11 protein-coding genes are annotated in these 15,885 nt (G+C 53.2%); 4 read left to right on the forward strand and 7 right to left on the reverse strand.

Going from position 1 to position 15,885, the window contains the following annotated elements:
- Positions 1-208 precede the first annotated feature (208 nt).
- The 3 genes from ldtD (at position 209) to NR114_RS02555 (ending at position 3,494) form a co-directional block, all read left to right on the forward strand.
- Positions 209-2,050: a L,D-transpeptidase gene (ldtD, locus tag NR114_RS02545; protein WP_130015494.1), complete on the forward strand. Its 1,842-nt coding sequence runs from the start codon at positions 209-211 to the stop codon at positions 2,048-2,050.
- Between the two features lie 181 nt (positions 2,051-2,231).
- On the forward strand, positions 2,232-2,780 hold the full coding sequence (locus tag NR114_RS02550) for a YcbK family protein (RefSeq protein WP_020826147.1): 549 nt from the start codon (positions 2,232-2,234) through the stop codon (positions 2,778-2,780).
- A 66-nt stretch (positions 2,781-2,846) separates the two neighbouring features.
- Positions 2,847-3,494 carry an MBL fold metallo-hydrolase gene (locus NR114_RS02555; protein ID WP_234531069.1) on the forward strand — a complete coding sequence of 216 codons (648 nt, stop codon included), beginning with the start codon at positions 2,847-2,849 and terminating at the stop codon, positions 3,492-3,494.
- 70 nt (positions 3,495-3,564) lie between these two features.
- On the opposite strand, the gene NR114_RS02560 is transcribed toward NR114_RS02555, so the two are convergent.
- From NR114_RS02560 to NR114_RS02580, 5 genes are all read right to left on the reverse strand, one after another.
- Positions 3,565-4,755 carry an amino acid aminotransferase gene (locus tag NR114_RS02560; RefSeq protein WP_234531068.1) on the reverse strand — a complete coding sequence of 397 codons (1,191 nt, stop codon included), beginning with the start codon at positions 4,753-4,755 and terminating at the stop codon, positions 3,565-3,567.
- Between the two features lie 245 nt (positions 4,756-5,000).
- Positions 5,001-6,125, reverse strand: coding sequence for a porin OmpC (gene ompC, locus NR114_RS02565; protein WP_020826150.1), 1,125 nt, complete (start codon positions 6,123-6,125; stop codon positions 5,001-5,003).
- 303 nt (positions 6,126-6,428) lie between these two features.
- Entirely contained in the window at positions 6,429-7,829 is a 1,401-nt protein-coding gene (gene asnS / locus NR114_RS02570; RefSeq protein WP_234529400.1) for an asparagine--tRNA ligase, read from the reverse strand.
- A gap of 226 nt (positions 7,830-8,055) precedes the next feature.
- Positions 8,056-9,261, reverse strand: a complete 1,206-nt coding sequence (pncB, locus tag NR114_RS02575; RefSeq protein WP_020826152.1) for a nicotinate phosphoribosyltransferase — start codon at positions 9,259-9,261, stop codon at positions 8,056-8,058.
- Positions 9,262-9,516: 255 nt separating this feature from the next.
- The gene (locus NR114_RS02580; protein WP_256813983.1) at positions 9,517-11,217 is read right to left on the reverse strand and encodes a GGDEF domain-containing protein; all 1,701 of its coding nucleotides are present in this window, start codon (positions 11,215-11,217) and stop codon (positions 9,517-9,519) included.
- Between the two features lie 447 nt (positions 11,218-11,664).
- Here NR114_RS02580 and pepN point away from each other — a divergent pair, with 447 nt between their 5' ends.
- Complete coding sequence (gene pepN / locus NR114_RS02585; RefSeq protein ID WP_234529398.1) at positions 11,665-14,280, forward strand: aminopeptidase N; 2,616 nt, start codon at positions 11,665-11,667, stop codon at positions 14,278-14,280.
- A 31-nt stretch (positions 14,281-14,311) separates the two neighbouring features.
- Here the strand turns inward: pepN and ssuB are convergent, their stop codons facing one another.
- Complete coding sequence (gene ssuB / locus NR114_RS02590) at positions 14,312-15,088, reverse strand: aliphatic sulfonates ABC transporter ATP-binding protein (RefSeq protein ID WP_048761932.1); 777 nt, start codon at positions 15,086-15,088, stop codon at positions 14,312-14,314.
- Entirely contained in the window at positions 15,085-15,879 is a 795-nt protein-coding gene (gene ssuC / locus NR114_RS02595) for an aliphatic sulfonate ABC transporter permease SsuC (RefSeq protein WP_187962611.1), read from the reverse strand. Before ssuC ends, ssuB begins: the two co-directional genes overlap by 4 nt.
- Positions 15,880-15,885: the final 6 nt, after the last annotated feature.

Raw genomic sequence — 15,885 nt, forward strand, 5'->3', positions numbered from 1 at the left:
GCTAATAATCTGAAAATAGCCGCCCTGGGGTGGCTATTTTTTTGTACACATGGATGATAGTCCTGCTTTTTTATCCGCTTTTAAACGGGTAGCTTAATGAATTACAGTTATTCATTAGTGCCAAAGGGCAAAATGGCTTTTCTGTTCGTATACTGAAACTAATAAGCTGTCTTAGTTGTATTTTTTGTGAGCATACAGGGGGCAATGGATGTTGCTTAGAAATGGAAACAAGGTACGACGTTTGGCGTTGAGTTGCGCAATGGCATGTGGTCTTGCGTCGTCGCTACCCGTATGGGCAACCGTTCCTGCATTCCCGGTGGCGTCTTCCGGCATGTCAGTTGCGCAAAGTCGTTCGGAATTGCTTGCGGCATTGCCTAAAGGCATCACACCGCATTATCTTTCAACGCTTGCTCCTTTGTACGCAGCGAACCGGATGCAACTGATGTGGCAGGATCGCGAAGCGGTACAGCAATTTCAGCAGCAACTGGCTGAATTGGCAATGTCCGGTGTGCAACCGCAGTTTACGCAATGGGTGAGATTATTGACTAACCCTGCTATTACCGGTGTAGCGCGCGATGTCGTTTTGTCTGATGCGATGTTGGGCTATTTGCAGTTCGTTTCGTCGATCGGCGCCAATGGCAACAGCTGGCTGTACAGCAACATTCCCTACAAGCTCGGTTTGCCGCCGAATACGGTGATTAACCAGTGGCAGTTGGCGGTGCGTCAGGGTAAAACGGTGCCGTATGTCAACTCGCTGGCACCGCAGCACCCGCAATACGCCAAGATGCATCAGGCATTACGCGACATGCTGGCTGATGGACGCCCATGGCCGCAGATGGCCAATGGCCCGAGTTTGCGCCCCGATCAACTGAGCGATGATATTCCTGCCTTGCGCGAGATCCTGGCGCGCAACGGTATGCTGACCACTTCTGCCGCGCCGGCAGAGGCGCAGGAGCCGCCTGCGGTATTGACCGGTTCGCGCAATGAGCCAGACGATGGTGGCTTATCGGTAGATGAAGAGAAAAATCGCGAGGCCCAGAGTGCGGTAGTCAGCCCGGCTGCCGCGCCGGTAAAAGACTTGGCGCCGTCACCGCAATCGCCGTTCAGTCAGCAGCAGGAGAGTCCGGTCACGGTCACGGACAATCGCTATACTGCCGATTTGGTTGAGGGCGTTAAACGCTTCCAGAAATGGCAAGGGTTGAGCGCTGATGGCGTGATTGGCGTACGCACCCGCGAATGGCTTAACGTGACGCCGCAAATGCGAGCTTCGCTGTTAGCCTTGAACATCCAGCGTTTACGCATTCTTCCCGGCCGTGTTGACACCGGAATTATGGTCAACATTCCTAACTACTCGTTGACCTATTACCTGAACGGCAATGAGGTGCTTTCGTCACGGGTGATCGTAGGGCGGCCCAGCCGCAAGACGCCGTTGATGAACAGTGCGCTGAACAATGTGGTAGTTAACCCGCCGTGGAACGTGCCGACCACGCTGGTGCGCGAAGACATTGTGCCGAAGGCGATGCGTGACGGCAGCTACTTCCAAAAACACGGTTATACCGTGCTTTCCGGCTGGAGCAACGATGCTGAGGTGATCAACCCGGCAATGATCGACTGGAATATGGTGTCGGCCCGTAACTTCCCGTACCGGATCCGCCAGGCTCCGGGAGCGACCAACTCGCTGGGGCGTTTTAAATTCAACATGCCGAGTTCGGACGCCATCTATTTGCACGACACGCCGAACCATAACCTGTTCCAGAAAGACATTCGTGCCCTGAGCTCGGGTTGCGTGCGGGTCAACAAGGCTTCGGATTTGGCGAATATGCTGTTGCAGGATGCGGGCTGGAACAATACCCGTGTTTCCTCCACCCTAAAACAGGGAAATACCACCTACGTAAATATCCGCCAGCATATTCCGGTTAAATTGTATTATTTAACCGCCTGGGTCTCTGATGATGGAAAGCCACAATTCCGTACAGATATTTACAATTACGATGATACGGTGAGATCGGGTGCACAAATTTTGGCTCAGGCCGAAAAATTAATGCAATAAATGCAGTAATTATAAATAAATAACGGTCAGAATATCGGGCCATGGTGCAGGCACTCATTCCGTGAGTGCCTGCAAACCGCGGGATATCACGGGTTGACTCAATCAGTGTGGGCGGTTATGGTTCAGGCAGTGCGCTGTTTTGTGCATATATTTTGATATTCTTGCCGGGTTTAACAGAAACATGGACAAAATTGATCATCATCGCCGTAAGTGGCTGGCGTTAGGTAGCGCCGCTGTGGGCATAGCGCTGCTCCCTGGGCAAGCCTTTGCCAGTCTTTCTACTTCGCGCCCGCGTATTCTTGTCGTTAATAATATGCATACGGGCGAATCCTTGAAAGCCGAATTCTTCGACGGCAAGGGATATAATAAAGACGAATTAGTTCGTCTTAATCATCTCTTCCGTGATTATCGAGCCAATAAAGTCAAGTCGATCGATCCTCGTCTATTTGATCACCTCTATCGCCTGCAGGGTCTGTTGGGCACCAACAAACCGGTACAGCTGGTTTCAGGTTATCGTTCCCTGGATACCAACAATGAGCTGCGTGAGCGCAGCCGCGGTGTGGCCAAGCACAGCTATCATACCAAGGGCCAGGCGATGGACTTCCATATCGAAGGCATCCAGTTGAGCAATATCCGCAAAGCGGCGTTAAAAATGAGCGCCGGTGGTGTAGGATATTACCCACGTAGCAACTTTGTACACATCGATACCGGCCCGGTGCGGACCTGGTAATCGCTGTGCACCATAAGTGAGTAGCGCCAGCCCATCAGGGTATGGCGCTGTTGTCGTTGGAGCCTTATGAAATACCAAATTATTCCCGTTACCGCTTTTAGTCAGAATTGCAGCCTGATCTGGTGTGAGAGTACCCAACAGGCGGCGTTGGTCGATCCCGGCGGCGAAGCGGAAAAATTAAAGGCCGAAATTGCCAGGCAGGGCGTGACGGTCACGCAGATCCTGTTGACGCACGGCCATCTCGATCACGTAGGGGCAGCGGCTGAGCTGGCGGAACACTATCAGGTACCGATCTACGGTCCGGACAAGGAAGACGCTTTCTGGTTGGATGGTCTGCCTGCACAGAGCCGGATGTTTGGTCTGGAAGAGTGTGCGCCTCTGACGCCAACTCGCTGGCTGGAAGAAGGGGACAGCGTGCAGGTGGGTGAAATGACGCTCATGGTGCTGCATTGCCCGGGACATACGCCTGGTCATATCGTGTTTATTAATGAGCAGGCGCGGTTGGCGCTAGTGGGTGACGTATTGTTTAACGGTGGCGTGGGTCGCAGTGACTTCCCACGCGGCGATCACCAGGCATTAATCAACTCGATCCGCACCAAGCTCCTGCCACAGGGGGATGACATGGCGTTTATCCCGGGGCACGGACCGATGTCTACCTTCGGTCAAGAGCGTGAAACCAATCCGTTCCTGCGAGAAGAACCGGCCATCTGGTAAGGTTATTTCCCGGCAGAAATAACTAAGGGGCGCATTTAGCGCCCCTTTTGCTTATTTGAAACCGTAACCTTTACAGCACGGCGACGATGGCTTCGCACAGAGGCGCCATATTGTCTGGCGTCATGCCTGCGACGTTAACCCGGCCGGAGTTAACGGCGTAAACGCCAAATTCGTCACGCAGGCGCAGCACCTGTTCTTTGGTCAATCCGCTGAACGAGAACATGCCGTTCTGATTAATGATAAAGCTGAAGTCCTGCTCTGCGCCTTTCTCCTGCAGAGTATTCACGAACAGCTGACGCATGCGGTGAATACGTTGACGCATATCGGTCAGCTCCTGCTCCCACAGGGCGCGCAGCGCATCATCACCCAGGATGGTCGCAACCACCGCAGCACCGTGTGACGGCGGGTTGGAGTAGTTGGCGCGAATGGCGGCTTTCACCTGGCTGAAGGCGCGGTCAGCGGTATCCGCATCTGCAGCCACCAGAGTACAGGCGCCGACGCGTTCGTTGTATAGGCCGAAATTCTTCGAGTACGAGCTGGCTACGATCAGTTCCTGATGCTTGGCGGCGAAAATACGCAGGCCCTGCGCATCTTCTTCCAGACCTTTCGCGAAGCCCTGATAAGCAAAGTCGAACAGCGGCAGCCAGCCGTTAGCCACAGACAGCTCGGCTAACTGAGCCCACTGCTCAGACGTAGGGTCAATGCCGGTTGGGTTATGGCAGCAACCATGGAACAGGACCACATCGCCTGCCTGAGCCTGTTTCAGGCTGTTCAGCAGGCCATCGAAGTCCAGCGCATGATTGGCCGCATCGTAGTAGGCATATTCCAGCACTTCCAGGCCGACGGCGCCAAACACATTTTTATGGTTCGGCCAGCTTGGGTTGCTGATCCAGATGCGTTTAGCGCTGGTCTGGTTGGCGATGAAGTCAGCTGCCACACGCAGGCCGCCGGTGCCACCAGGCGTTTGCGCGGTGCGCGCACGCTTGTCTGCAATGATTGGACTTTGTTTGCCGAACAGCAGCTCTTGCGTGCAGTTGGCGAAAGCGGGGATGCCCTCAATGCCGAGATAGTTTTTGGTGGCTTCATTTTCCAGCAGATACTGCTCAGCTTTTTTCACGCTGGTCAGCACTGGCGTTTTGCCGGTTTCGTCTTTGTAGACGCCAATGCCCAAATTGATTTTGTTCGGGCGCGCGTCGGCGCGGAAAATGTCGGTCAGACCCAGAATCGGATCGGCAGGTGCAGCAGTGATTTTTTCAAACATGTCAGGTGCTTCCATGGCTCGGAGTTAAGCAGACAGAAGCATCAGGGTAGCGCCAGTTATGCGCTTTGCCAACCGTTTGCGAGAAAAACACAGCGATCTTGTGAAGGGCGCAGATTCAGCATAAAAAATGAGGAAGAAGGGGACATTGGCAGGATAAAAATTTACGCGTAGCGCAAAAACAAAAACAGGGCCGAAGCCCTGTTTTTTAACTTAGCCGACGGTGAACCGCCGTTAAGTGAGACAACTTAGAACTGGTAAACCAGGCCAACACCTACGATATCATCGGTAGCGGTGCCAGTGGCTTTAGTGAACTCGTTGTCGTCCAGCAGGTTGATTTTGTAATCAACGTAGGTAGACATGTTTTTGTTGAAGTAGTAAGTGGTACCAACAGAAACATATTTAACCAGATCTTGGTCAGTACCTGCGCCAGGGACGTTCAGGTTCTTACCTTTAGACTGCAGGTAAGACACTTCTGGACGCAGACCGAAGTCGAACTGGTACTGTGCAGTCACTTCGAAGTTCTGAGTTTTGCTGGCGAAGCCGCCGCAATCGGTAGAAGCATTACAGGTTGAGCTGAAGTTGCCGCCGCCGAATGGAGTCATGTTACGAGTTTCTGCGTACATAGCTGCCAGGTAAACGTTGTTAGCGTCGTATTTCGCGCCAACGGTCCATGCATCAGCTTTGTCGCCACGTTCGTTAGAACGCAGTTTTTGATCATCGGTACGGTTGGAAGAAGCGTATGCTGCACCTACGCTGATGCCTTCGCCGATGTCATAAGTAGAAGACAGGCCCCAGCCGTCGCCGTTTTGTTTCTTGATGTCACGGTCGTCGTTCTGGTTTTTACCTTGGTACTGAACAGCGAAGTTCAGACCGTCAACCAGACCGAAGAAGTTGTTGTTACGGTAAGTAGCAACGCCGTTGGTACGGCCAGTCATGTAGTTGTCGGTAATGGTGTAAGTATCGCCACCGAACTCTGGCAGCATATCTGTCCAGCCTTCTACGTCGTACAGTACGCCGTAGTTACGGCCGTAGTCGAATGAACCGTAGTCAGCAAATTTCAGACCAGCGAAGCCCAGACGAGTCTTGGTGCCTTCGGTGCCTTGAGATTCAGAGTGGTTAGCCTGAACGTTGTATTCCCACTGGCCGTAACCGGTCAGTTGGTCAGTAATCTGGGTTTCACCTTTGAAGCCGAAACGAACATAGGACTGATCGCCATCATTGCCTTTGTCGTCTGAGAAGTAGTGCAGACCGTCAACTTTACCGTACAGATCCAGTTTGTTGCCGTCTTTGTTGTAGATTTCAGCAGCGTTAGCTGCACCAGCGGCTAACAGAGCTGGGATTACCACTGCAAGAATATTGCGCTTCATCATTATATTACCCTCATTGGTGTTATTCGGACACCTTTGCCACTGCCGCCAATAATTCTTTTGGAACTATTGTTGATAGATTGGTGTCGTCCTGTGTCTGCACGCAGTGTTCCATTCACGGGCGGGTTAATCTAGAACGAAAATGCTACCAATGTCCCAATGAGGTTTCAAAAAGAAAGTATTTGTAACAAAATGTAATTTTGAGGGAACTTTGTGACGCAGGTCAATATTAAAAAATGCGAAAGGCCAGCTAAGCTGGCCTTGGTTTTGTAACTAAATTAATTAGAAAATGTATTATCTGATTAATTAAAAGGTTGCATTACGTGGTGTGCGAGGGAACGGAATTACGTCGCGCACGTTTTGCACACCGGTGACATAGGCGATTAAACGCTCAAAACCTAAACCGAAGCCGGCGTGTGGCACGGTGCCGTAACGACGCAGGTCACGATACCACCAATAATCTTCTTTATTCAGGCCCATGGCATCCAGACGCTGATCCAGCACGTCCAGACGTTCTTCACGCTGAGCACCGCCGATGATCTCGCCGATGCCTGGGGCCAACACGTCCATCGCCGCAACGGTTTTACCGTCGTCGTTCATACGCATATAGAAAGCTTTGATGTCTTTCGGGTAGTTTTTCACCACCACCGGCGCTTTGAAGTGTTTCTCGGCCAGATAACGCTCATGCTCGGAAGACAGATCGATACCCCAGGAAACCGGGTTCTCGAAAGTCTGGCCAGAGGCGATCAGAATTTCCACCGCTTCGGTGTAATCAACCTGAGCGAAGTCGGAAGAAACAAAACGCTTCAGGCGGTCAATCGCATCTTTGTCTACGCGTTCTGCGAAGAACTGCATGTCATCCATACGCTCGTTCAATACGGCCTGGAACACATACTTCAGCATTTTCTCTGCCAGTTCCGCGATATCCTCGAGGTCAGCAAAGGCGACTTCCGGTTCGATCATCCAAAACTCGGCCAGGTGACGGCTGGTGTTGGAGTTTTCGGCACGGAAAGTCGGGCCGAAGGTGTAAACTTTCGACAACGCACAGGCATAGGTTTCGCCGTTCAACTGGCCGGAAACGGTCAGGAACGCTTCTTTACCGAAAAAGTCCTGGCTGAAATCGACAGCGCCTTTATCGGTGCGCGGCAGGTTTTCCAGATCCAGCGTGGAAACGCGGAACATTTCGCCGGCGCCTTCGGTATCGGAAGCGGTGATCAGCGGGGTGGAAACCCAGAAGAAACCATTCTCGTGATAGAAGCGGTGAATAGCCTGCGCCAGGGTATGGCGAACACGGGCAACGGCACCGATCAGGTTGGTACGTGGGCGCAGGTGCGCCACTTCGCGCAGATATTCGATGCTGTGGCGTTTGGCCGCCATCGGGTACGTGTCCGGATCGTCAACCCAACCGACCACTTTAATCTCAGTCGCTTGCAGTTCGAAACTCTGACCTTCGCCTGGAGAGGCGACCACTTTGCCTGTCACTTCAATCGAGCAACCGGTGGTCAGATGTAACACTTCATCCTGATAATTCGGCAGAGAATTATTAACGACGGCCTGTAACGGATCAAAGCAGGAACCGTCATAGACGGCCAGGAAGGAGATACCAGCTTTAGAATCTCTCCGGGTACGCACCCAACCGCGCACGGTGACTTCACTGTCAACCGCAGCACGGCCTTGCAGTACGTCGACTACAGGCACTACGCTCATAGATTTCTCTCTTAATAATTTGGTTTAGAAATAGCTTACAACCCAAGAATATGGGGATGTTGCTATGTTACTTGCCGCGGTGCAGAGCACAAGTAGAAATCGCCGGATTGGAGCAACATTTCTTGGCTCTGGGCGAAAAGGGAGCACGGCGAAGTCTCTTATAAAGAAGAAAAAAGCCGGCGTGAGGTCTTCAGCCGGCTTTTTCGCGTTGGCAGGGCGGTGTGGCTTAGCTGGCTTTCTTCACCAGCGGTAAATCGAAGGCCTTGCGTAACGCTTTCACAAAGGCCTGATCCTGGCAGATGGTCTTGCCCGGGCTGTCGGACAGTTTAGCCACCGGCTTGCCTTTGCATTCGACCAGCTTGATCACGATGTTCAGCGGTTTAACCCCCGGGATATCGCAGGTCAGACGCGTACCTATGCCGAACACCAGATTGACGCGTTGGTAGAAACGGCGATACAGCGCCATCGCCTTGTCCAGATCCAGATTGTCGGAGAACACCAGCGTTTTGCTCATCGGGTCGATGCCGAGCTTCTGATAATGCGCAATGGCTTTCTCGCCCCATTCGAACGGATCTCCCGAATCATGGCGCAGGCCCTGATAACGCTGGGCGAACTGCGGACCGAAATCACGCAGGAAGGCGTCCATGGTGATGCAGTCGGTCAGCGCGATGCCGAGCTGGTCCGGATATTCATCCAGCCAGGCTTGCAAAGCTGCACGTTGGCTGTTGGCCAACACCGGGCTGATTTGCTGGTGCGCCTGGAACCATTCATGAGCCTGAGTACCCACGGGCGCCAGAGCAAGCTGGTGGGCCAGATCGTAGTTGCTGGTGCCGACCAGATAAGGAAATTCGTCTTTCAAGGTGCTGACAATCGCCTGCTGCACACTCTGCGAGAAACGACGGCGGGTGCCGAAGTCCATCAGTTTGAAGCGAGAAATGTCCACGTCAGCGCTCATGGCTTTAAAATGCTCGAGTTTGCTGCGCAGATGAGCGACGGCCATCTCAGGCGTGACTTCCGGGGAGCGGTGACGGTGCACCACCTCACTGATCACTGCCAGCAGTGGGACTTCCCACATGATCACTTCACGCCAGGGACCGGCAATGCGGATGTGCAACTTGCCCGCATGATCTTCGATCTGAACCTGTTGCGGATCGTAACGAAACTCGCGCAGCCAGTTCAGGTAATCCTCGCGGAAGAAAGGCAGCCCGGAGAGATAGTTGAACTCAGCGTCTGTTAGCGCCAATTGGCTCATCAGTGCGATCTGGGCACGGATCTCGTCGGCATATTCGCCAAGCAGCTCGTCACCGCGGCAGCGGAATTCCGCTGCCACGCTGATAGCAGGATAGCGATGGAACACTGCTTGCTGCATATGAAGCTTGTAGGCATCAGTATCAAGCAGTGATGTCAAAATCGGGGAGGCGTATTGAGTCATATCGCGTTACTGCATCCTCGTCAGGCGCGTGTCCAAATCCGGATAATCATAAAAAAGTGGGGGGAGTATACCCGGATTATCCTGTTATTGAAGCTGCATCACACCACAATTCATCGGAGCCGGTCGAGGATTAAACGTGCCTTTATCTCTGCTTGCAATCAGGATACCGACAGAAAAGTCAGATAAGTCTGTAAGGTGAATGACTTAGCCTAATTAGTCATAAAAATTATAATGTTAATTATTTTAAACAACAATTCAGATAAAACCGTTCTGGGTATGAATGCCTATCTGGTCTTTGCCGTTTTTCTTGCAAAAATAAAGCGCTTCATCTGCCTGTTTGATTGCTGCCGGCAACAAGCGGATATCGCGGACCTGGGCAATGCCACAACTGGTGGTGAAGCGGACGTTTTGCCCATCGGTTAGTGTCAGGCTGAACTTGTGCGTACGCTCGCGTAGCTTGGACATCACTTCCTGCGCATTTTCCAGCGTACAGTTACCGAGGATCACGGCAAATTCTTCACCACCGTAGCGACAGAAAATGTCGCTGGAGCGGAAGGTGCTTTGCAGCAGCTTGCCAAATGCCACCAGCACCAGGTCGCCTACGTGATGGCCGTAGGTGTCATTGAGGCTTTTAAAATTATCAATGTCGATCAGACAAAAAGCGAGTGGGTAGCTGCCGGCAGCCAGCGATTCGCACTCCAGGAAGAATTTGCGCCGGTTATAGATATTGGTGAGAGGATCGAGATAGGAGCTGGCTTCCAGCTCTTTAATCAGCAGGTGTTTCTCATTTTCCAGCGTTACCTTTTCCAACTGGTACTGTTTAAGCTGTTTGATAGCGTCGCTGATGGCTATCAACTCCTGGCCGTAGAACACTTCGTTGCGAGCGATATTCATATCGCCGTGGGACAAGCGCAAAATATTATTATGCGTTTTCGTCAGCCAGCGGCTGATATTTGAACAGTAAACCAGCGTAGGCAGGAAGATAAATAGCGCAATCAGACCCGCCAGCGAAATCATGCCGTCAATGGCGGTTTGGCTGTCATAAATCTTGCTCTGCGAGGCGGTGGTCTCCATTTCGAAACTGCGCTGATAGAGCCGTTGCGAGAGCTCACTCAGGTTTTTAACATAGGGATAAATAGCGTCTGTAGGGTAGGCGGTATGCGTGTTTACGGCGGTATATAATCCTTCGGTAATGATTTTGATCTGCTGAGCTGACAACTGCCCCAGGATCTCATTCACCAGTGCAGTAGTTTTCACGTCGTTATAGGTAAGTTTCATAAAAATCAGCCGAGTACTCAACGCATTCAATACGCCGGTGAGCTGAATTGCTTTCAGATAAGCGTCTTTGCGCGCCAGTCGATTAGTATTGACGTCAATAATCTGATCGATGAGTTCCGTCAACGACATGTTCAGCCGGTTATTTAATCGCACTGCCTCAAGAAACATAAATGAATCGGCATCGACCATGCGGTTATCGTAACTATAGCGGTAGTAACTTTTACTGGCCTGGGAAATATAGTAAGCGCTATTGATATTGAACAGATTGGCATTGGCTTCGGTCACCTGCGAAAGCTGCAGGTTGTCATTATTGAGCAATTGTTCCATCAGATTGAGCATGGAAAGCGCGGCAATTTTTTGCCTGATGCCGAGCCGTTGCGAGATTTCGCTGTCGATGTGCGGTCGGAAGTGGGCGATTTTCTCCCGCGCTACGCGATCCGCGTCTTGCCACTGATGTGGGGTGATACGTGGGTCGATCAGGCTTAAACGTTTAAGGCGATGTGCCAATAATGTGGCCTGAAAAGCCTCTGAAATCTCTTTGGCTCGGGTAATTTTGTATAGATTGAGTTGGTTGTCGCGATACTCGGTGTCAGCTTCCGACAACTCGTCGGAAATAAACAGGGCAAATGAGGACATCAGGGCAAAGGTAAAAAAATAGATCAGATATTTTACTTTCATATGCACTACGCGTCCTTGAGCCCGATCCGCTAATTATATCACTGAGTCTCTCGACCTGTCTTGGCTATACCCAATAAGGGAAGATTGCCTGCAAAGTGCCGTTGAGCAGGGAAGGCTGCCCCGTGAGATAGGGTAAGTTCGCACTTTTGACGCCGATGTTCTCATCTGGAAAACGTACAACTCCGCAGGGCATCTTTAGCATTTAATGCTGATTTTGATGCCGCATCAGGTGAAGGAGCCTGATGGCGTGGGCAATTCTTCGACAGGATTACGATCCACCTCCGATTTCTCCGCTCCTGTGGCCTGGTCTCTCTGGGTTTTTTTTGTAGCTGTGATACAGTTTATTTACAATCAGGCTCATCGAAATTTCTGCTCTTTTCCGACGGCGAAATAGGCGAATGATGAAAGCCTGGCACCTGTAACTCACTGATACGTCAAAGGGTTTTTATGACACAACAGCCACAGGCGAAGTATCGCCACGATTATCGCGCGCCAGATTACACCATCACTGATATTGACCTGAATTTTGAGTTAGATGCAGAGAGCACTCGTGTCACTGCCGTCAGCAAAATCAAACGCCAGGGCGCTGCCGATGCGGCGCTGGTGCTGAACGGTGAAGACCTGACGCTGGTGAGTATTGAGATCGACGGTCAGCCGTGGACAGTCTATCAGTTGCAGGATAACAAACTGGTTATCGAGCAATTGCCAGCACAATTTACCATGACTATTGTCAATGATATCCACCCGGCCAAAAACACCGCGCTGGAAGGGCTGTATCTGTCTGGCGAAGCGCTGTGTACCCAATGTGAAGCTGAAGGCTTCCGCCACATTACTTATTATCTCGACCGCCCGGATGTGCTGGCGCGGTTTACCACTCGCATCGTGGCCGACAAGGCGCGTTACCCGTTCCTGCTGTCAAACGGCAACCGCGTGGGGCAGGGCGAACTGGAAGACGGGCGTCACTGGGTGCAGTGGCAAGATCCTTTCCCAAAACCCTGTTATCTGTTTGCGCTGGTGGCCGGTGATTTCGACGTGCTGCGCGACAGCTTTACCACCCGTTCCGGTCGCGAAGTGGCGCTGGAGCTGTTCGTTGACCGCGGCAACCTGGATCGCGCCGATTGGGCAATGACCTCCCTGAAGAACTCGATGAAATGGGACGAAACCCGTTTTGGCCTGGAGTACGATCTCGACATTTATATGATCGTCGCGGTCGACTTCTTCAACATGGGCGCGATGGAGAACAAAGGGTTAAATATTTTTAACTCCAAATACGTGCTGGCGAAAGCCGAAACCGCCACCGACAAGGATTACCTGAATATCGAGGCGGTGATCGGCCACGAATATTTCCACAACTGGACCGGCAACCGCGTGACCTGTCGTGACTGGTTCCAGCTCAGCCTGAAGGAAGGGCTGACGGTATTCCGTGATCAGGAGTTCAGCTCCGATTTGGGCTCGCGTCCGGTCAACCGTATCGATAACGTGCGCGTTATGCGCGGTGCGCAGTTCGCCGAAGATGCCAGCCCAATGGCGCATGCTATTCGTCCGGACAAAGTGATCGAAATGAACAACTTTTACACCCTGACGGTGTACGAGAAAGGTTCCGAAGTGATCCGCATGATGCATACGTTGCTGGGAGAAGAACAGTTCCAGAAGGGGATTCAGCTGTATTTCGAACGTCACGACGGCAGTGCGGCGACCTGCGATGATTTCGTTCAGGCGATGGAGGATGCGTCCAACGTTGACCTGTCGCTGTTCCGCCGCTGGTACAGCCAGTCTGGTACGCCGTTACTGACGGTTCGTGACGAATACGACGCCGAGCACCACCAGTACCGCCTGCACGTCAGCCAGAAAACCGCGCCGACCGCCGATCAGCCGGAAAAACTGCCGCTGCACATCCCGCTGGATATTGAACTGTACGATGCACAAGGTAATGTGATTGCCCTGCAGAGAAACGGCTCGCCGATCAATAACGTGCTTAACGTCACCGAAGCGGAACAGACCTTCGTGTTTGATGGCGTGGCGCACAAGCCGGTACCGTCCCTGCTACGTGAGTTCTCTGCACCGGTTAAACTGGATTATCCGTACAGCGATCAGCAACTGACCTTCCTGATGCAGCATGCTCGCAATGAGTTTGCCCGTTGGGATGCGGCACAGAGCCTGCTGGCGACCTACATCAAACTGAACGTGGCCAAACATCAGCAGCAGCAGCCGTTGTCGCTGCCGCTGCACGTTGTTGATGCGTTCCGCGCCGTATTGTTGGACGAGAAGTTGGATCCGGCGTTGGCTGCACAGATCCTGACGTTGCCTTCAGAAAGTGAAATTGCCGAGCTGTTTGCCACTATCGATCCTGAAGCGATCGCCGTGGTACACGAAGCGATCGTCCGCTGTCTGGCGAAGGAAATGGCCGATGAGTGGCTGGCGGTTTATCACGCTAACAAGACCGACGGCTACCGGGTTGAACATACTGATATCGCGAAACGTGCGCTGCGCAACGTGTGCCTAGGTTACCTGGCCTTTGGCGATGAAGCGCTGGCTGACCGATTGGTGACGGAGCAGTATCGCCAGGCGGATAATATGACCGATTCGCTAGCGGCACTGGCCGCTGCGGTGGCGGCGCAATTGCCTTGCCGCGACGCGCTGCTGGCGGCCTTTGACGAACGCTGGCACCAGGATGGTCTGGTGATGGACAAGTGGTTTGTGCTGCAGGCGACCAGCCCGGCGGCGGACGTGCTGACCAAAGTGCGTGGGTTGCTGAAACACCGTTCATTCAGCCTGAGCAATCCAAACCGCACGCGCTCATTGATTGGGGGCTTTGCTTCTGCCAACCCGGCGGCGTTCCATGCGGCGGATGGCAGTGGCTATCAGTTCCTGGTGGAAATCCTCAGCGATTTGAACCAGCGCAACCCGCAGATTGCTGCTCGCCTGATCGAACCTTTGATCCGCTTGAAACGCTATGATGCTTCACGTCAGGCATTAATGCGCAAAGCGCTTGAACAGTTGAAAGGACTGGAGAATTTGTCCGGTGACCTGTTCGAGAAAATCACCAAGGCGCTCGACGCGTAAGTCTAAAAAGGGACGGCATGCCGTCCCTTTTTTAATTTGCTGCGCGGCGTGTGGCCTGGCTTAAGGAGGAGGGCGGAGACAATACTCTGTCCAGCACTTCGGCTTCCAGCTCTGCCAGTTTGACCGACCCTTTGCGTCGTGGGCGCGGCAGGTCGACGGTCAGATCCAAGCCGATACGACCTTCCTCAATCAAAATCACGCGATCCGCCAGCGCAATGGCTTCACTGACGTCATGCGTCACCAGCAATACGGTGAAACCGTGCTGTTGCCACAACCCTTCAATCAATCCCTGCATTTCAATCCGCGTCAAGGCGTCAAGCGCCCCCAAAGGTTCGTCCAACAGCAACAGGCGTGGACGGTGGATCAGCGCACGTGCCAGAGCCACTCGCTGTTTTTGTCCTCCGGACAAGGCCGCCGGCCACTCGTTGGCGCGGTCGGCCAGCCCGACGGCTTCCAGCGCTTGCAACGCATCGGCACGCCAGTTGCCGCGCAGGCCAAGGCCCACATTGTCGATCACCTTTTTCCACGGTAGCAGGCGGGCGTCCTGAAACATTAAGCGGGTATCGTCTCTGGCGCTGGCAAGGGGCGCATTCCCGCTCAGCAAGGCGCCGCTGGTGGCTTTTTCCAGTCCTGCCATTAGACGCAGCAGCGTGCTTTTACCGCAGCCACTGCGGCCGACCACGGCGACAAACTGTCCCGCGCTGATGCGCAATTGAATATTGTCCAGCACGGTGCGGTTACCGTAGCGCTTGGCAATGGACTCCAGCGTGACCGGCGTCCCTTGGGGAATTCGAGCGGGAGTCGTCATAGCGCTTCTCCTTGTTTCAGTTGATAGGCCGGGTGCCAGCGCAACCAGACGCGTTCCAGCAACTGTGCGCTGACGTCCGCCAGCTTGCCGAGCAGGGCATAAAGCACAATCGCCACCACCACCACGTCGGTCTGCAAGAATTCACGTGCGTTCATCGCCAGATAACCGATACCCGAATTGGCGGAAATGGTTTCGGCCACGATCAGCGTCAGCCACATAAAGCCCAACGCGAAACGCACGCCAACCATAATCGACGGCAGAGCGCCTGGCAAAACCACCTGAGCAAAGAGCTGGAAACCGCTCAGGCCGTAGCTGCGCGCCATTTCAAGCAGGCCGTGATCGATATTCTTGATACCGTGATAGGTATTCAAATAAATGGGGAACAGCGTGCCTAACGCCACCAGAAAAATCTTGGCAGATTCATCGATACCGAACCACAGGATCACCAGCGGGATCAGCGCCAGATGCGGCACGTTGCGGATCATCTGCACGGAGCTGTCCAACAGGCGCTCGCCCCAACGCGACAGACCGGTGATAAAGCCCAGCACCAGCCCAATGCTGCCGCCGATGCTAAAACCGATCAGTGCACGCCAACTGCTGATCGTCAGGTGTTGCCACAATTCGCCGCTTTTGGTTAGCGTCCAGAAGGCGGTGATGACCGCGCTCGGTGCCGGCAGAATACGGTTTGACAGCCACCCCGCCTCGACGGAGATTTGCCAGATAACCACCAGCGCTACCGGCAATGCCCAGGGAGCCAGCCGGTGCAATATGCGTTGTGTACCCTTCGCCATAAGGGG

The sequence above is a fragment of the Serratia sp. Ser99 genome (assembly GCF_024519545.1).
Classification (GTDB): Bacteria; Pseudomonadota; Gammaproteobacteria; order Enterobacterales; family Enterobacteriaceae; genus Serratia; species Serratia liquefaciens.

Coding starts and splice junctions, on each gene's coding strand:
- ldtD (WP_130015494.1), top strand. CDS start 209: ATGTTGCTTAGAAATGGAAACAAGGTACGACGTTTGGCGTTGAGTTGC.
- NR114_RS02550 (WP_020826147.1), top strand. CDS start 2,232: ATGGACAAAATTGATCATCATCGCCGTAAGTGGCTGGCGTTAGGTAGC.
- NR114_RS02555 (WP_234531069.1), top strand. CDS start 2,847: ATGAAATACCAAATTATTCCCGTTACCGCTTTTAGTCAGAATTGCAGC.
- NR114_RS02560 (WP_234531068.1), bottom strand. CDS start 4,755: ATGTTTGAAAAAATCACTGCTGCACCTGCCGATCCGATTCTGGGTCTG.
- ompC (WP_020826150.1), bottom strand. CDS start 6,125: ATGATGAAGCGCAATATTCTTGCAGTGGTAATCCCAGCTCTGTTAGCC.
- asnS (WP_234529400.1), bottom strand. CDS start 7,829: ATGAGCGTAGTGCCTGTAGTCGACGTACTGCAAGGCCGTGCTGCGGTT.
- pncB (WP_020826152.1), bottom strand. CDS start 9,261: ATGACTCAATACGCCTCCCCGATTTTGACATCACTGCTTGATACTGAT.
- NR114_RS02580 (WP_256813983.1), bottom strand. CDS start 11,217: ATGAAAGTAAAATATCTGATCTATTTTTTTACCTTTGCCCTGATGTCC.
- pepN (WP_234529398.1), top strand. CDS start 11,665: ATGACACAACAGCCACAGGCGAAGTATCGCCACGATTATCGCGCGCCA.
- ssuB (WP_048761932.1), bottom strand. CDS start 15,088: ATGACGACTCCCGCTCGAATTCCCCAAGGGACGCCGGTCACGCTGGAG.
- ssuC (WP_187962611.1), bottom strand. CDS start 15,879: ATGGCGAAGGGTACACAACGCATATTGCACCGGCTGGCTCCCTGGGCA.